Consider the following 17,100-nt stretch of genomic DNA (forward strand, 5'->3'; position numbering starts at 1 on the left):
CGTGGTGGGCGAGACGTGCCCCGGACGTCCCCTGTGCGCCCGGGGCACCGTTCGCGGGGTCAATGACACCATGCGCTGTGAACCGAGTCAACACAGTTCACAGCTTCGACTCGATACACGCCGTGAAGGGGTCGGTGTCACGTGCGTCGGTATGCTCGGCGGTCACAGGGCGACGAGGGGAGCCGGACGGGTGCAGGACAACGCGACAGAGGTGACCGCGGCCGGGATCGCACGGCTCGCGGGCGTCGGCCGTGCCGCCGTCAGCAACTGGCGCCGCCGGCACACCGACTTCCCCAAGCCCGTGGGCGGCAGCGAGACCAGCCCCTCCTTCGCCCTCGCCGAGGTCGAGGACTGGCTGCGCCGCCAGGGCAAGCTCGCCGAGGTCCCCTTGCGTGAACGCGTCTGGCAGCAGCTCGCCGGCCACCCCGAGGGCCCGGTCACCGGCCTCATCCACGCCGGCTGCGTCCTGCTGCTCGTCCACGCCCGCCCGACGGTCTGGCTGGAGGTGAGCTCCGGCGGGGACGAACGCCTCGCCGCCCTGCTGCCCGAGGCGCTCCAGCAGGTGCTCCCCGCAGGGCCCGCCGTCCGACCGGCCCTGCGGCCCCCCACCGGCCCCCGCCTGCTGCCCTCGGTCCCGCTGCTGCGCGGCGTGGGCGACCTGGCCGCCGAACTCGGCGCGCGCCGGGCCTTCGAGTTCCTGGTCGGCCGCCACCTGGACGCCAACCCGCGCCAGTACACGCTGACCCCCGCCGAACTCGCCCGCCTGATGGCCGACCTCGCCGGCCCCGCCCGCACCGTCCTCGACCCCGCCTGCGGCACCGGCGCCCTGCTGCGGGCCGTCGACCCGTGCCCCGGCCAGGAGCTGTACGCCCAGGACAGCGCGCCCGACCTCGCCGCGCTCACCGCCCTGCGCCTCGCGCTCGGCACCCGCGCCACCGTGCACGCGGCCGTCGGCGACACCCTGCGCGCCGACGCCCACCCGGACCTGCGGGCCGACGCGGTGCTGTGCCACCCGCCGTTCAACGAGCGCAACTGGGGCCACGACGAACTCGCCTACGACGCCCGCTGGGAGTACGGCTTCCCGGCCCGCACCGAGTCGGAGCTGGCCTGGGTGCAGCACGCGCTGGCCCGGCTGCGCGCGGGCGGCACCGCCGTGCTGCTGATGCCGCCCGCCTCCGCCTCCCGCCGTTCCGGCCGCCGCATCCGCGCCGACCTGCTGCGCCGGGGGGCGCTGCGCGCGGTCGTCGCGCTGCCGACCGGCGCGGCACCGCCGTACAACCTGCCGCTGCACCTGTGGGTGCTGCGCCGGCCCGAACAGGTGCCCGCGCAGCCGCGGGTGCTGCTGGTGGACGCGGGACGGTTCACCGGCGAGGGGCGCGCCGGCCCCGACTGGGACGCCGTGCGCGGCGCCGTCCTCGACGCCTGGCGGACCACCGACCGCACGGGCGACCTGGACGAACGGCCGGGCCTGGCCCGGACCGTGCCGGTCATCGACCTGCTCGACGACGACGTCGACCTCGCCCCGGCCCGGCACCTGCCGCCGCCCCCCGTGGCCGACGGAGCGGCGGCCCTGACCGCCGTGCGCGAGCGGCTGGGGGAGACGCTGCGGCTGACGGCCGACCTCACCCCGCCGCCCGCCGACACGGGGCGGCCCGCGCACTGGCCGCTCACCACCGTCGGTGAACTCGCGCGCGGCGGAGCCCTGACGATGAGCACCGGCGGCAGCGGCGGCCACGCGCGCGTACCCGTCCTCACCGACCACGACGTGCTCGCCGGGACCGCCCCCTCCGGCACGCTCCCCGAGAGCGACGGGGAGGCGGTGCTCACCCGGCCCGGCGACGTCGTCGTCCCGGTGCTCGGCGGCGGCGCGGTGGCGCGCGTCATCGACGAGTCGACCGCGGGCGCCGCCCTCGGGCGCAACCTCGTGCTGCTGCGCCCCGACCCGGCAGCGCTCGACTCCTGGTTCCTCGCCGGGTTCCTGCGCGGCACCGCCAACCACCGCCAGGCCAGCAGCTACGCCTCCACGGCGACCCGGCTGGACGTGCGGCGGCTGCAGCTCCCCCGGCTTCCGCTGGACGAACAGCGGCGCTACGGCGCCCGGTTCAGCGCGCTGGACGAGTTCGAGCGCGCGCTGCGACATGCGGGCCGGCTCGGGGACCAGTTGGTGCGCGGCATGTACGACGGTCTCACGGACGGCTCGGTCGCCCCGGACTGAGCCCGGACCGGGCCTCCCGCGCGCCCGTCCCCGCCTCACCGGAAGTGATCAGTGCGGCAACGGTTCGGTACATCCCGGGACCCGTTGTCCGTGTCGGCCTATACGCTCAAGGCCTCACGTCGACGTCCAGCCACCACCGGTTCAGGAGCAGCCATGTACGGCCACGGCGCGGTGCCGCCCTCACGCAGCGCGGGAACCGTCATCACCCTGCGCGTGCTGTTCGCCGCCGCCGGCTTCCTGTCGTGCGGCCTGCTCGCGTGCATGCCGCTGTTCCGCGTCGCCGCGCTGCGCGGCCGGTGGTACGACTGGACGGCCGCCTGGGTGAGCCTGCCGCTGTCCATCGGCGCGCTGGCGGTGGTCGGTTCGGTCCCCGAGACGGACGTGCGCAGCGACATCGCGCTCGCGACCGCGCTGATCCTGGGCGCCGCGGCGGCGGCCTACTTCGTGATGGTCGACGTCCAGCTGGAGCGCAACCGGCAGCGGTTCGGCCCCGGGCCGCAGGGACCCGGCCCCGCCGCCCCCACGGTCTTCGGCTACGCCCGGCCCGCGCCGCCGGTCCCGCCGTACGCGACCACGCACGTGCCGCAGCAGCCGCCCGTCACGCCGGTGCCCGGGCCGCACACGCCGATACCCCAGCCGCACACGCCGATACCCCAGCCGCCGCCCGCCCACAGCTCCACGGCCCCGGGTCCCGTCCCGCCGCCGCAGCGCCCCGCGCCCGCCCGCATCGACCAGGTGCGCGCGGAGCTGGACGAGCTCAGCGACTTCCTGCGCAAGCAGGAGGGCCGGCCCGGCGGTGACCACGAGGGCGGCCGGTGACCGGGACGGCAGGACGCGTCGTCGGCGACCGGTACGAACTGGCCACGCTCCTCGGGCAGGGCGGCATGGGCCAGGTCTGGACGGCCTACGACCGGCGCCTGGACCGGCGCGTCGCGGTGAAGCTGCTGCGCCCCGACAAGGTGGCCGGCGCCGAGGCCGCCGAGCTGCGCCGCCGGTTCCTGCGCGAGTGCCGGGTGACCGCGCAGGTCGACCACCCCGGCCTGGTCACGGTGCACGACGCGGGCAGCGAGGGCGAGGAGCTGTTCCTCGTCATGCAGTACGTCGACGGCGCCGACCTCTCCGACCACCTGGCCGAGCACGACCCGTACCCGTGGCCGTGGGCGGTCGCGGTGGCCGCGCAACTGTGCGCCGTGCTCAGCGCGGTGCACGCGGTGCCGATCGTGCACCGCGACCTCAAGCCGCGCAACGTGATGGTGAAGCAGGACGGCACGGTCACCGTCCTGGACCTGGGCGTCGCGTCCGTGATGGACAGCGACACCACCCGCCTGACACACACCGGTTCGCCGATCGGCTCGCCCGCGTACATGGCGCCGGAGCAGGCCATGGGCGGCGCGGTGGGCCCGTACACCGACCTGTACGCGCTCGGCGTGCTGCTGCACGAACTGCTCAGCGGTGACGTGCCGTTCGCCGGCTCCACCGCGCTCGGCGTGCTGCACCGGCACCTGTACGAGCCGCCGGTCCCCGTGCGCCGGCTGCGCCCCGAGGTGCCGGAGGCCCTGGAGAACCTCGTGCTGCGGCTGCTGGCGAAGGACCCGCAGCACCGGCCGGCCTCCGCGCAGGAGGTCTACGAGGACCTGGCGCTGCTGCTCCCCGCGCGCGGGATGCCCACCGGGGCGCCGCTGGACCCGACGCGGCCCTTCCTGCGCCCGCACGCCCCCTGGCCGGACCGCGCGCGCACGCCCGCGCCGCAGCCCGCCCCCGCGACCCCGGTGCCCGTCGCGCCCGGCAAGCCCGACGTGGCGGACGCCGTGGACGAGGTCAAGCGCCTGCTGGGGGAGGGCCGGATCACCCAGGCCGTCGACATCCTCAGCGCGATCCTCCCGGCCGCCGCCGAACAGCACGGCGAGCACTCCCCGGTGGTGCGCACCCTGCGCAAGCAGTACGCGGCCACCCTCATGGACGACGGCCAGTACCGGCGCGCGCTGCCCGAACTGCGCCGCCTGGCCGCCGAACGCGCCGCCGAGGCCGGCCAGGCCGACCCGCAGGCGCTGCGCTTCCGCTTCGACGTGGCCCAGTGCCTGGAACAGCTCGGCGACCCCGCGGCCGCGCTCGCCGAGTACCGCACGCTGCTGCCGTACTACGAGAACCAGTACGTCTTCACCGACCCCGAACTCGCCCACGACGTCCGCCGCCGCATCGGCCAGCTCCTCCTCGCGCTCGGCGACCGGGGCGCCGCGCACGACACGCTGATCCGGCTGCTGCACGACGTGGAACGCCTGCGCGGCCCCGGCCACCCGCTCGCCGCCGAGGTCCACCGCACCCTCCAGTGGCTGGGGCAGGTGCGCGGCTGACGCGGGCAAGGGGAGGCCCGCGGAGTCACTGGACAGCGGGTGAATAGAGTGACGGGCGGGGCGCGCACGCGCACGCGTGCGCCGTGAACACGAATGGGGTGGGGGATGGCCGAGCACCGGCAGTCCAGGAAGCGCCGATACATCGCCTGGGCCGCGGCCGGGGCCGCCGTGGTCGCCGGGGGCGGGATCGCCGCGCAGCAGTCCATGGCCGCCACCACCTGGCCGGCCCAGAAGACCTACACCGGCCGCGCCTTCGACACCTGCACCGCGCCCTCGCTGAGCGCGATGAAGGCGTGGAAGACCGACGGCTACTACGGCGCCGCCGCCGTCTACATCGGCGGCAAGAACCGCGGCTGCGCCCAGCCCAACCTCACCGCGTCCTGGGTGAAGTCGGTCAACTCCGCGGGCTGGAAGCTCATCCCGCTCTACGTCGGCGCCCAGCCGCCCTGCCAGACCGGCTCCAGCCCGGAGAAGCTGACCGCCGCCACGGCCGCCTCCCTCGGCGTGAAGGACGCGGCCGACGCGGTCGCCAAGGCGTCGGCGCTCGGCATGAAGGCCGGCAGCCCGGTCTACCTCGACATGGAGCCGTACGACATCACGAACAAGGCGTGCAACGACGCGGTGCTGACGTATGTGCGCTCGTTCACGAAGACCCTGCGGGGCAAGGTCTACCGCGGCGGCTACTACGGCTTCAGCAGCTCCAGCGCCAAGGCGATCGCCACGGCCACGAACAAGACGGACCTGCCGGGCAACCTCTGGTACGCGCTGTGGGACAAGCAGCAGACGACCACCGCCGACTGGCCGTGGGGGGCCACGCAGTTCACCAACCACAGCCGCGGCCACCAGTACCTGGTGAACAGCAAGGAGACGCGCGGCGGTCACACGCTCACCGTCGACCGCGACGCTTGGGACGCACCGGTCGCCCTCGTCGGCTGACCGCCGGGCGCGGCCCCGGCCACCGCGGGCGGTGCGGCGGTGCGGCGGTGCCTGATGTTCCGGTGAATCGTTGGTCCAATGGGTTGGCCCCAGCCGTCCCACTGCCTACCATCGATCACCGCAAGACTTTGTGCACCGTCGCACAATCTCCTCGGGAGGTTTCCTTGCACCGCCGTCGCCGCACCGCGCTCCTGCTGTCCGCCGCGCTCATCGCGGCCGGCCCCCTCCTCACCGCCTGCGGGAACGACGCGCACCCGGGCGCCGCGGCGGTGGTCGGCGACCAGCGGATCACCGTCTCCCAGCTCCAGGGCCGGGTGGACGAGGTGCGCGAGGCCCAGCGCGCGGCCGTCCGGGACGACACCCAGTACGCGCAGGCCGTCGCCCAGACCGGCACCCTCGCCCGGGACACCCTGCACGGCATGGTCCTGGACCGCGTGCTGGAGCGCGCCGCGCGCGACGCGGGCGTGACGGTCAGCCGGGGCGAGGTGCAGAGGATGCGGTCCGGCCTGGAGCAGCAGGCGGGCGGCGCGAAGGCGCTGGAGACGGCCTGGCTCCAGCAGTACGGCGTCCCGCCGCAGCGCCTCGACGACAACCTCCGCCTCCAGCTCCAGGCGCAGAAGCTCGCGCAGAAACTGGGCACCGACACCAGCCGGCCCGAGTTCTGGAGCGCCCTGTCGAAGGCGTCGAAGGACCTCGGCGTCGACCTCAACCCGCGCTACGGCACCTGGGACGTGCAAAAGGTCAGCCGGGTGGACGCCGACACGCCGTGGGTGCGCGAGGTGACGACGGCCGGGCCGAAGCAGTCGGCCTGATCGCGACCGGGGGCCGGGGTCCGGGATCAGGCGTCCGGCGTCCGGACTCCCGCCTCCGGCGTCCACGTCTGAGGTGCGTACGGAAGCCCCGGCCGGTGTGATCGTAGGACCGCACCGTGCTGCCTGTGGACAACGCCGGGAGGCCGTCGGCGGTGTGGGTTACGTTCGAAGTGTGAACGATGTGACCGCCTCCTCCGCCTCCGCCTCCGCCTCCGCCTCGTCCGCCTCCGCCGCCTCCGGCTCCCCGGACGACCGCCGCCCCGCCGACCCCACCGGCACCGTCACCGGCCGGGTCGTCCTGCTCACCACCAGCCACCGCGTCGCCCCCGGCCTGCTGTCCTGGCCCGCCTGGGAGGCGCTGCGCACGGCGGACCGCGTGCTGTGCGCGGACGGCGCCCACCCCCAGCTCCCGTACCTGCGCGAGGCCGGGATCACCGTCGAGGAGGCGGCCCCCACGGCCGAGGAGCTGGTCGCGGCCTGCGCCGACGGCCGCACCGCGGTGGTCGTGGCCACGGGCGAGGGCGAGCCGGCCCTCACCGACGGCCTGGCCCGGCTGGCCGGCTCCGGCCGCGTCGCCCTGCCCGAGCTGGAACTGCTCCCCGCCTCCTACGACCTGCCCGGCGCACGCCTGCTCGACCTCGTGCAGGTCATGGACCGGATCCGCGCCGAGTGCCCCTGGTCGTCGCGGCAGACCCACCGCGGCCTCGCCAAGTACGCGGTGGAGGAGTCCTACGAACTGGTCGAGGCCATCGAGGACGGCGACCGCGACGAACTCCGCGAGGAACTGGGCGACGTCCTGCTCCAGGTGGTCTTCCACGCCCGGATAGCGCAGGAGGACGAGGAGGCGCCCTTCTCCGTCGACGACGTCGCCGCCACGATCGTGGCCAAGCTGATCCACCGCCACCCCCACGTCTTCGGCGACGCGACCGCGACCACCCCCGAGGAGGTCAAGGAGCACTGGCTGCGCACCAAGGCGGCGGAGAAGCGGCGCGAGTCCGTCACCGACGGCGTGCCGCTGCACCAGCCGGGCCTGGCCCTCGCCGCCAAGCTGGCGTCCCGGGTGCGCACCGCCGACCTGGACGTGCCCCTGCCCGCCGGCGCCGGCATCGGCTACGACCTCCTCGCCCTGGCGGCCCGCGCCGAACAGGAGGGCGTCGACCCGGAGGCGGCCCTGCGCGCGGCGGCCCGCGCGTACCGGGACGCGATCAGGGAGGCGGAGGGCCTCCCCGCCCACCCCACGGATACCGTCGACCGGTGACAGACCAGCCCCACCCCCCGACCCCGCCGGCCGGCCCGGCGTCCTGCCCCGCGACCCCGGACGCGCCCGAGGCCACCGAGGCGACCGGCCCGGCACCCGTCCCGGTCACCGACGCGGCCCCCGCCCCCGAACTCTTCACCTGGGAGTTCGCCGCCGACCCCTACCCCGCCTACGCCTGGCTGCGGGAGCACGCGCCCGTGCGGTGGACGCGGTTGCCGAGCGGGGTGGAGGCATGGCTGGTCACGCGGTACGGGGACGCCAAGCAGGCGCTGGCCGACCCGCGGCTGAGCAAGAACCCCGCGCACCACGACGAGCCCGCGCACGCGAAGGGCAAGACCGGCATCCCGGGTGAGCGCAAGGCCGAGCTGATGACCCATCTGCTGAACATCGACCCGCCGGACCACACCCGGCTGCGGCGGCTCGTCAGCAAGGCGTTCACCCCGCGCCGGGTGGCCGAGTTCGCGCCGCGGGTGCAGGAGCTGACGGACGACCTCATCGACCGGTTCGCGCGGACGGGCTCGGCGGACCTCATCCACGACTTCGCCTTCCCGCTGCCCATCTACGCCATCTGCGACCTGCTGGGCGTCCCGCGCGAGGACCAGGACGACTTCCGTGACTGGGCCGGGATGATGATCCGGCACGGCGGCGGTCCCCGGGGCGGGGTCGCGCGGTCCGTGAAGAAGATGCGGGGGTACCTCTCCGAGCTGATCCACCGCAAGCGCGAGGCGCTGCCCGCCGACCCGGTGCCCGGCGAGGACCTCATCTCCGGGCTCATCCGCGCCTCCGACCACGGCGAGCACCTCACGGAGAACGAGGCGGCGGCGATGGCCTTCATCCTGCTGTTCGCCGGTTTCGAGACCACGGTCAACCTCATCGGCAACGGCACCTACGCCCTGCTCACCCACCCCGGGCAGCGCCACCGGCTCCAGGAGTCCCTGGCCCGCGGCGAGCGCGGCCTGCTGGAGACGGGCGTGGAGGAACTCCTGCGCTTCGACGGGCCGGTGGAGCTGGCCACCTGGCGTTTCGCCACCCGGCCGCTGACCCTCGGCGGCCAGGACATCGCCCCCGGCGACCCGGTGCTCGTCGTGCTGGCCGCCGCCGACCGCGACCCGGCGCGCTTCGCCGACCCGGACGTGCTGGACCTCGCGCGCCGCGACAACCAGCACCTCGGCTACGGGCACGGCATCCACTACTGCCTCGGCGCCCCGCTGGCCCGGCTGGAGGGCCAGACCGCGCTGGCCACCCTGCTCACCCGCCTCCCTGACCTGCAACTCGCCGTAGATCCCGCCGAGTTGAGGTGGCGGGGCGGGCTCATCATGCGCGGTCTGCGCGCGTTGCCCGTCACGTTCACACCTGACCCGTAATCAACCGGGGTGCGGAGCGGGGGCGTCACCGGGCGGACGCAAAGATGACACGCGTTCAACTTTGTGATCTTCACGTGATCTGCGCGGCATGAACTTGTGACAAGTGATCGTCTGCCGATACGTTCACCCCTCAGCGCGGCGACCCGCACGTGCCCACGGCACCCGCCGCGCCGGTCAGTGCTGTCTCGAGAAAGGCCCCCGCATGCTCTCCGGGAACGGTCGTCACCGTCGCCCCCGTCAGGCCCCGGCCCTCCTCGTCGCGGCCGGCGTCACCGGCTCGGCCATCGCCATCCCGCTGCTCGCCGCCTCCGGCGCCAGCGCGGCCGACGGCACGGTCTGGGACAGGGTCGCCGAGTGCGAGTCCGGGGGCTCCTGGAGCGCCGACACCGGCAACGGCGAGTACGGCGGCCTGAGTCTCACCCAGGCCGACTGGGAGGCGTACGGCGGACTCTCCTACGCCCCGAGCGCCGACCAGGCCAGCCGCAACCAGCAGATCGCCGTGGCCCAGAAGGTCCTCGCCGACCAGGGCGTCGGCGCCTGGGGCACCTGCGGACTGACGTCCGGGCTCACCCAGCAGAACGGCGCGCTGGGCGTGGACACCGGCGTGGCCGGCGACGCGTCGCAGGCACCGCTTCCCGGCGGACTGTCCGACTCCTCCAAGGAGACCACGGGTTCCACCGGTTCGGGTGATTCGTCCGACTCCTCCGGCTCGGCGTCCTCCACCCCGGCCGGCAGCACGGGCGCCACGCCGTCCGACTCCGCCTCCAGCGACCCCTCTTCGCCCGCTTCGTCCGTTCCGTCCGACAAGTCCATGACGCCGGGGAAGTCCACCGGCGCCGGTGCCGGCGACGTCGCCGCGCAGACGCCCGGCGGCTCGCCCACGGGCAGCCCGTATGCGGACGACACGGACAAGTCCGAGCAGAGCGCGGGCTCTTGGAGCCTCGTCGACACCGGCGCCGCGGCCGACACGACCGACAGCGCGCCCGCCGCGGCGACCGGCACCGGCAAGCACCGGGGCGGCAGCGCCGAGGAGAGCCCGGCCGAGGACGGCACCAGCACCGCCTCCGCCGGCCGGCACGCGTCCCCCGCCGGCGAGGGCTACCTCGTCCATGCGGGCGACTCCCTGGAGTCCATCGCCGACTCCCTCCACCTCGCCGGGGGATGGCGTGCGCTGTACGAGGCGAACAAGGACGTCATCGGTGCCGACCCGAGCAGCATCGTCCCCGGTCAGACCCTGTCTCTAGGGGCTGAATAGGGCGAAAACGGCCGGGAGTTCACGCCCTGCTTCGCTGCGGAATGTCCGGTTTGGCGAAAGTGTGGGATGAGTCTCAGAAGCCCTGATCGTCTTTGAAATTCCGCCGATCACCTGTCTACGGTCGTGATCGCTCGGCAACCCGAGCCCCGGCCGTCGCAACGCCGAATCCTGCCAGCGGCAGCCCGGGAACAGTCGTCGCGTCAAGCGCCGTAGGCAGGAGCGGGGGACCCAAGGTAAGCGCCGGGTCCGGCAGTTGAGAGGCCTTCGGGGCCGCCGACGCCGGGACCGGCTTGGGGTGAAGCCGCGCCGCCCGTGAAGGGGGGCGTGGCCGGGCAACTCAACCGGCCCGAACCCGACAGCTCACCTCGCAGGCGTCGGTGAGGGGATCGATCCATGCTGTTTTCCGGCAAGGGCAAGCACCGTCGTCCGTCCAAGGCCACCCGCGCCGCCGCGCTCGCCGGCGTCACCGGTGTCGCCATCGCCGCCCCGCTGATGGCGGCCGGCAACGCCTCCGCCGCCACCACCTCCGAGTGGGACGCCGTCGCCCAGTGCGAGTCCGGCGGCAACTGGTCCATCAACACCGGCAACGGCTACTACGGCGGCCTGCAGTTCTCGGCCTCCACCTGGGCCGCGTACGGCGGCACCGCCTACGCCTCCACCGCCGACAAGGCCAGCAAGTCGCAGCAGATCGAGATCGCCGAGAAGGTCCTCGCCTCCCAGGGCAAGGGCGCCTGGCCGGTCTGCGGCAAGGGCCTGTCGGGCGCCTCCACCGGCGGCTCCTCCAGCTCCTCGAACTCCGGTTCCTCGAACTCCGGCTCCACGAACAGCGGCAGCGGCAGCGGCTCGGCCTCCGCCACGACCCGCTCCGGCGAGGACCAGGCCGCCTCCCGTTCCAGCGACCGCCCGGCCGCCTCGGCGCCGAAGTCGCAGAAGTCGCAGAAGACCGTCACCACCCCGACCGGCAAGAAGGTCAAGAAGGGTGACGGCGAGTACAAGGTGGTCAAGGGCGACACGCTCAGCACCATCGCCGCGAAGCACCACGTCCAGGGCGGCTGGGAGAAGCTGTTCCAGCTCAACAAGGACATCGTCGAGGACGCCGACCTCATCTACCCGGGCCAGCAGCTCCACCTGAAGTGACACGCGGCTCGTGACCGAAGCACAGCGCCCTCACATCCGCGGCCGTCACACTGAAGGCCCGTGAGGGTCCCCCGTTCCCACGGGCACCCCGCCCCGGTGCGTTCTCCCCCGTACGCACCGGGGCGGGGTTTTTCGTGCCCCGATCGCCGCACCGGGGTTTTGTTCAGTTCAGGAACAATTTACTCTCGGTTCTGTCCACGAGGTGGCCGATCGGCTGGCCGAAGCGCCGGAGCCGGTTAGGCTCATCTCGCAGAGCCACTGCGGTACTGCGTGTACCCGCGTCACATCCACGAAGGAGATGCTCGTGCCGTCCATCGACGTCGTCGTAGCCCGGGAAATCCTGGACTCCCGAGGCAACCCCACGGTCGAGGTCGAGGTCGGCCTCGACGACGGCAGCACCGGCCGTGCCGCCGTCCCGTCCGGCGCCTCCACGGGCGCCTTCGAGGCCATCGAGCTCCGCGACGGCGACCAGAACCGCTACCAGGGCAAGGGTGTCGAGAAGGCCGTCCTCGCCGTCATCGAGCAGATCGGCCCGGAGCTCGTCGGCTACGACGCCACCGAGCAGCGCCTGATCGACCAGGCCATGTTCGACCTGGACGCCACCGACAACAAGGGCTCGCTGGGCGCCAACGCCATCCTCGGCGTCTCGCTCGCCGTCGCCCACGCCGCCTCCGAGGCCAGCGACCTGCCGCTGTTCCGCTACCTGGGCGGCCCGAACGCGCACCTGCTGCCGGTGCCGATGATGAACATCCTGAACGGCGGCTCGCACGCCGACTCCAACGTGGACATCCAGGAGTTCATGATCGCTCCGGTGGGCGCGGAGTCCTTCTCCGAGGCGCTGCGCTGGGGCACCGAGGTCTACCACACCCTCAAGGCCGTCCTGAAGTCCAAGGGCCTGTCCACCGGCCTCGGCGACGAGGGCGGCTTCGCGCCGAACCTCGGCTCCAACCGCGAGGCCCTCGACCTCATCCTCGAGGCCGTCAAGCAGGCCGGGTACGTCCCCGGTGAGCAGATCGCGCTGGCGCTCGACGTCGCCGCCTCCGAGTTCTACAAGGAGGGCAAGTACCTCTTCGAGGGCAAGGAGCGCTCCGCCGCCGAGATGACGGAGTACTACGAGGAGCTCGTGGCGGCGTACCCGCTGGTCTCCATCGAGGACCCGCTGTTCGAGGACGACTGGGCCGGCTGGAAGGTCATCACCGACAAGCTGGGCGACAAGGTGCAGCTCGTCGGCGACGACCTGTTCGTCACCAACCCCGAGCGCCTGGCCCGCGGCATCGAGGAGGGCGCCGCCAACGCCCTGCTGGTGAAGGTGAACCAGATCGGTTCGCTCACCGAGACCCTGGACGCCGTCGAGCTGGCCCAGCGCAGCGGCTACAAGTGCATGATGTCCCACCGCTCCGGCGAGACCGAGGACGTCACCATCGCCGACCTCGCCGTCGCGACCAACTGCGGCCAGATCAAGACCGGCGCCCCGGCCCGCTCCGAGCGCGTCGCCAAGTACAACCAGCTGCTGCGCATCGAGGAGATCCTCGACGACGCCGCCGTGTACGCCGGCCGCAGCGCCTTCCCGCGCTTCAAGGGCTGAACGGCCCGGCACTGAGCCCTAAGGGTCAAGGCTGCGCCAGTCGTACGTACGTCCCCGTACCGGTCCCGTACCGTGTGCGGGGACGTACGCGCGTGTGAACGGGAGGTCGGCGACATGGCCGTGAAGGACCGCGACCGGTTCTCCACCGCGACCCGGCTGCGGCTGCTCGGCGAGCAGACGGCGGCCCGGGTCTACCGCTCGCAGACCAGGCGGCAGGCCCGCCGCTCCCGGCTCACGAGCCGCGCCGCGCTGCTGGCGCTCGTGCTGTGCTCGCTGGTGGTCGCCCTGGCGTACCCGATGCGCCAGTACGTCTCCCAGCGCGCCGACATCGCCGACCTGAAGCGGGAGAAGCAGCAGGCCCGCCAGCGGGTGGAACAACTGCGCGACCTCAAGGCACGCTGGCAGGACGACGCGTACGCCGAGCAGCAGATCCGGCTGCGGCTGCACTACGTGATGCCCGGCGAGACCGGGTTCGTGGTGGTCGACCCGGAGGCGGCCCGGCAGTCCCGCGCCGACCTCGGGGCCGCCGACCGGCCCTGGTACTCCAACGTCTGGGACGGGGTCGACAAGTCCGACGCCTCCGGCCAGAAGAACTGACAGAGAGACACACCCCGAAGCATGGAAACGCCCCCGCCGACCACGCCGCGCACCGAGCCCACCGACGCGGACGTCGAGGCCTTCAAGCAGCAGCTCGGGCGTCCGCCGCGCGGGCTGCGCGCCATCGCGCACCGCTGCCCGTGCGGCAGTCCGGACGTCGTGGAGACGGCGCCCCGCCTGCCCGACGGCACGCCCTTCCCCACGCTGTACTACCTGACGTGCCCCCGGGCGAACTCCGCCATCGGCACGCTGGAGGCCAACGGCGTGATGAAGGAGATGACCGAGCGGCTCGCCACCGACCCCGAGCTGGCCGCCGCCTACCGCGCCGCGCACGAGGACTACGTCCGGCGCCGTGACGAGATCGAGGAGCTCAAGGGCTTCCCGAGCGCCGGCGGCATGCCGGACCGGGTGAAGTGCCTGCACGTCCTGGTCGCGCACGCGCTGGCCGCCGGCCCCGGGGTGAACCCGCTGGGCGACGAGGCGCTGGCGATGCTGCCCGAGTGGTGGCGCAAGGGGAGTTGCGTGGTGCCCGACCGACAGACCACCACCCAGGGGGAGGCCCGGTGACCCGCGTAGCCGCCGTCGACTGCGGTACGAACTCCATCCGGCTGCTCGTCGCCGACGCGCACCCGGAGACCGGCGAACTGACCGACCTGGACCGCCGCATGACGATCGTGCGGCTCGGCCAGGGCGTCGACCGGACCGGCCGCCTCGCCCCCGAGGCGCTGGAGCGCACCTTCGCCGCGTGCCGCGAGTACGCGGCGGTGATCAAGGAGCACGGGGCGGAGCGCCTGCGCTTCGTGGCCACCTCCGCCTCCCGGGACGCCGAGAACCGTGACGCGTTCGTACGGGGCGTCCTGGACATCCTGGGCGTCGAGCCCGAGGTCATCACCGGCGACCAGGAGGCCGAGTTCTCCTTCACGGGCGCCACCAAGGAGCTGACCGGGCGGGACGACCTGGCCAGGCCCTACCTGGTGGTGGACATCGGCGGCGGGTCCACCGAGTTCGTCGTCGGCGAGGAGCGGGTGCGGGCCGCCCGCTCCGTGGACGTCGGCTGCGTCCGGATGACCGAGCGCCACCTGGTGACGGACGGGACGGTGACCGACCCGCCGACCGAGGACCGGATCGCGGCGATGCGCGCCGACATCGAGGCGGCCCTGGACCTCGCCGAGCGGACCGTCCCGCTGCACGAGGCCCGCACGCTGGTGGGCCTGGCGGGCTCGGTGACCACGGTCTCGGCCATCGCCCAGGACCTGCCCGCGTACGACTCCGCCCGCATCCACCACTCCCGCGTCTCCCGCGACCGGGTCCGCGAGATCACCGAGTGGCTGCTGCGCTCCACCCATGCCGAGCGCGCGGCCGTCCCCTCCATGCACCCCGGCCGCGTCGACGTCATCGGCGCCGGCGCCCTGGTCCTGCTGTCGATCATGGACCGGATCGGCGCGGAGGAGGTCGTGGTGAGCGAGCACGACATCCTCGACGGGATCGGCTGGTCCCTGGCCTGACCGCCTACAGGTTGCGGTACACGTCCCGCCGGTCGCCCACCTTGACGACGAGAACGACGAGTTCCCCGTCGTTGATCTGGTAGGCGACCCGGTAGCTTCCGACCCGGAGCCGGTAGAGCCCGGACGGGCCGGTGAGCTTCTTGACGTCGGCGTCCTGGCGGTAAGGGTCGTCACCGAGTGCGGTCAGCGCGGTCAGGATGCGCATGGCGTCGGGCCGGCTGATGGCCCGGAGCTGCCGTTGCGCCGCCGCGGTGAACCGGAAGGCGTACTTCACGCCGCCTCGCCGTCCTGTTCGGTGAACAGGTCTGCCAGCAGTTCCGCCATCGTCACGGTCGGACCGCCTTCGGCCAGGACCGCTTCGGCTTCACGGGCCAGCATGACGTCGGCCGCTTCCTCCAGCGCCTCGAAGTCCGCGATCGGGACCACGGCTGCCACGGGAGCACCGTTGCGCGTGATGACGGTCGGAACGCCTTCCTCGGCCCGGTTGATGTGGTCGGCGAGGTGCGCGCGGGCTTCCCGTACGGTCACGGTGTTCTCAGTCATGAGGTCAGTGTACGCACTACTGTGTACACGTGCCTTTGATCTGGGGAGTGGCGTTCGCGACCAGTCTCGACGGGATCGCGTGGTCGGTGGCGTGACACCCGTGGCCTGATGCGTCGCGGGTGACACCGGCGCACTTTCGGAAAGAACGTGCGCGATGTGGCCATTGGTTCGTTTCACCCTTTTCGCGGCTGTCTACCCGACCGGGAGAAGCTCCGCGAGAAGGGTGAGCGAACCATGATCCGCAGAGAGCAGATCTCGTCCCTCCTGGACCACCCGGTCCTCGACGAGGGCGGCAAGAAGATCGGTGACGCCAAGCACGTCTTCCTCGACGACATGACCGGCGCACCGGAGTGGGTGTCGGTGAAGACCGGCCTCTTCGGCACCAGCGAGTCCTTCGTCCCCATCCGCGACGCCCGGGTGGTGGAGGACCACGTGGAGGTCCCGTACTCCAAGAGCATGGTCAAGGACGCACCGCACGTCGACGTCGACAACGGCGGCCACCTGTCGGAGGAGGAGGAGCACCGGCTCTACGACCACTACGGCATCGACTGGGACATGTCCTGGGCCCGGGCCGACGAGCCGGGCGGGACCGGCGAGGGCGGCTGGACCCACGACGAGGGCATGGCGGCGGACCCGGACATGGCCGCGGACCCGGACATGGCGGCGGACCCGGGCATGGACGCGAGCACGGGCGCGTCCGGCCTGGTGGACACCGAGGGTGCGGCCGGGAGGACCGGCACGGCGGGGACGACGGCCGGCATGGCCGGGACGGCAGGGACGGCCGGCGCCGCGGGCACGGCGGACGCCGCCGGGACCGCCGGGGCCGACGCCGGGGTCCGTCCGGACATCGGTACCGCCGACGACGCCATGACGCGCTCCGAGGAGCGGATGCACGTGGGTGTCGAGCGCCGTGAGGCGGGTCGCGCCCGGCTGCGCAAGTACGTGGTCACCGAGGAGGAGGAGCACACGGTGCCGGTGCGCCACGAGGAGGTGCGCGTCGTCCGCGAGCCGATCACCGAGGAGAACCGCGACGCCGCCCTGTCCGGCCCGGACATCGCCGAGGCCGAGCACGAGGTGGTGCTGCACGAGGAGCGGCCGGTCGTGGAGACCGAGGCCGTCCCCGTGGAGCGCGTGCGCCTGACCACCGAGGAGCTGACCGAGCAGGAGACCGTACGGGGCCCGGTGCGCAAGGAGCGCATCGAGAGCAGCGCCGAGGAGGCCGACGAGGAACTCGGCTTCGCCGAGGACCGTGCCCCCGACGAGGACCGCGGCTACGGGCACACCTAGGCGGGCGCCGCACGGCCGGGAGCGGGGCGGCCGGGGCCGGCGGTCCGCCGCCGGCCCCGGCCGCTCTCGAGCCGGGCTCCACCGGATCTCGACCGCGCCGTCCGGCCGGCCCGCGCGCGGGACGCCGACCGGGCCTCCCGGGGCCTCGATAGCCCCTGGTCAGCCGCCTCCGTTGAGCAGACCGGACCACGCCTGAGCGGGTGGAGAAGGGGTCCGGAGGGGCTCCGGCGACATGCCGTCGGGAAAGTTCGTGAA

General features: G+C 73.4%; 16 protein-coding genes and 1 riboswitch. Of the genes, 14 read left to right on the forward strand and 2 right to left on the reverse strand.

Translation table 11 applies throughout. The features are described from left to right. Window positions 1-190 precede the first annotated feature (190 nt). The 13 genes from E4U92_RS25145 (at window position 191) to E4U92_RS25205 (ending at window position 15,015) form a co-directional block, all read left to right on the forward strand. On the forward strand, window positions 191-2,215 hold the full coding sequence (locus E4U92_RS25145) for an N-6 DNA methylase (protein ID WP_137302716.1): 2,025 nt from the start codon (window positions 191-193) through the stop codon (window positions 2,213-2,215). Window positions 2,216-2,368: 153 nt separating this feature from the next. Continuing rightward, on the forward strand, window positions 2,369-3,034 hold the full coding sequence (locus E4U92_RS25150; protein ID WP_137302717.1) for a hypothetical protein: 666 nt from the start codon (window positions 2,369-2,371) through the stop codon (window positions 3,032-3,034). Between the two features lie 38 nt (window positions 3,035-3,072). Continuing rightward, window positions 3,073-4,566: a serine/threonine-protein kinase gene (locus tag E4U92_RS25155; RefSeq protein ID WP_268253527.1), complete on the forward strand. Its 1,494-nt coding sequence runs from the start codon at window positions 3,073-3,075 to the stop codon at window positions 4,564-4,566. A gap of 105 nt (window positions 4,567-4,671) precedes the next feature. Then, window positions 4,672-5,502, forward strand: coding sequence for a glycoside hydrolase domain-containing protein (locus E4U92_RS25160; RefSeq protein WP_137302719.1), 831 nt, complete (start codon window positions 4,672-4,674; stop codon window positions 5,500-5,502). Between the two features lie 164 nt (window positions 5,503-5,666). Continuing rightward, window positions 5,667-6,314, forward strand: coding sequence for a SurA N-terminal domain-containing protein (locus E4U92_RS25165; RefSeq protein ID WP_137302720.1), 648 nt, complete (start codon window positions 5,667-5,669; stop codon window positions 6,312-6,314). A 181-nt stretch (window positions 6,315-6,495) separates the two neighbouring features. Further along, complete coding sequence (locus E4U92_RS25170; protein WP_373311522.1) at window positions 6,496-7,572, forward strand: nucleoside triphosphate pyrophosphohydrolase; 1,077 nt, start codon at window positions 6,496-6,498, stop codon at window positions 7,570-7,572. After that, the gene (locus E4U92_RS25175; RefSeq protein ID WP_137302722.1) at window positions 7,569-8,936 is read left to right on the forward strand and encodes a cytochrome P450 family protein; all 1,368 of its coding nucleotides are present in this window, start codon (window positions 7,569-7,571) and stop codon (window positions 8,934-8,936) included. The genes E4U92_RS25170 and E4U92_RS25175 overlap by 4 nt, the downstream gene beginning before the upstream one ends. Before the next feature lie 202 nt (window positions 8,937-9,138). Further along, window positions 9,139-10,191: a LysM peptidoglycan-binding domain-containing protein gene (locus E4U92_RS25180; RefSeq protein ID WP_137302723.1), complete on the forward strand. Its 1,053-nt coding sequence runs from the start codon at window positions 9,139-9,141 to the stop codon at window positions 10,189-10,191. A gap of 195 nt (window positions 10,192-10,386) precedes the next feature. After that, a riboswitch (cyclic di-AMP (ydaO/yuaA leader) is annotated at window positions 10,387-10,580 on the forward strand. 4 nt (window positions 10,581-10,584) lie between these two features. Beyond that, window positions 10,585-11,328: a transglycosylase family protein gene (locus tag E4U92_RS25185; RefSeq protein WP_137302724.1), complete on the forward strand. Its 744-nt coding sequence runs from the start codon at window positions 10,585-10,587 to the stop codon at window positions 11,326-11,328. 298 nt (window positions 11,329-11,626) lie between these two features. Next, window positions 11,627-12,913 (forward strand): phosphopyruvate hydratase, encoded by a 1,287-nt coding sequence (gene eno / locus E4U92_RS25190; RefSeq protein ID WP_137302725.1) that lies wholly within the window; start codon window positions 11,627-11,629, stop codon window positions 12,911-12,913. A 114-nt stretch (window positions 12,914-13,027) separates the two neighbouring features. Continuing rightward, window positions 13,028-13,510, forward strand: coding sequence for an FtsB family cell division protein (locus tag E4U92_RS25195; protein ID WP_137302726.1), 483 nt, complete (start codon window positions 13,028-13,030; stop codon window positions 13,508-13,510). A gap of 21 nt (window positions 13,511-13,531) precedes the next feature. Next, complete coding sequence (locus tag E4U92_RS25200) at window positions 13,532-14,077, forward strand: DUF501 domain-containing protein (RefSeq protein WP_137302727.1); 546 nt, start codon at window positions 13,532-13,534, stop codon at window positions 14,075-14,077. Beyond that, window positions 14,074-15,015 (forward strand): Ppx/GppA phosphatase family protein, encoded by a 942-nt coding sequence (locus E4U92_RS25205; RefSeq protein ID WP_137302728.1) that lies wholly within the window; start codon window positions 14,074-14,076, stop codon window positions 15,013-15,015. The genes E4U92_RS25200 and E4U92_RS25205 overlap by 4 nt, the downstream gene beginning before the upstream one ends. Window positions 15,016-15,019: 4 nt before the next feature. On the opposite strand, the gene E4U92_RS25210 is transcribed toward E4U92_RS25205, so the two are convergent. Both E4U92_RS25210 and E4U92_RS25215 read right to left on the reverse strand, forming a co-directional pair. After that, entirely contained in the window at window positions 15,020-15,289 is a 270-nt protein-coding gene (locus E4U92_RS25210; RefSeq protein WP_062774287.1) for a type II toxin-antitoxin system RelE family toxin, read from the reverse strand. After that, a complete protein-coding gene (locus tag E4U92_RS25215) occupies window positions 15,286-15,558 on the reverse strand; it encodes a type II toxin-antitoxin system Phd/YefM family antitoxin (protein WP_137302729.1) in 273 nt (90 codons plus the stop codon). Before E4U92_RS25215 ends, E4U92_RS25210 begins: the two co-directional genes overlap by 4 nt. Before the next feature lie 234 nt (window positions 15,559-15,792). On the opposite strand from E4U92_RS25215, the gene E4U92_RS25220 reads away from it, so the two are divergent. Next, entirely contained in the window at window positions 15,793-16,845 is a 1,053-nt protein-coding gene (locus E4U92_RS25220; protein ID WP_137302730.1) for a YsnF/AvaK domain-containing protein, read from the forward strand. The last annotated feature ends 255 nt before the right edge of the window (window positions 16,846-17,100 follow it).

This window comes from Streptomyces galbus, from assembly GCF_005280195.1.
Classification (GTDB): Bacteria; Actinomycetota; Actinomycetes; order Streptomycetales; family Streptomycetaceae; genus Streptomyces; species Streptomyces galbus.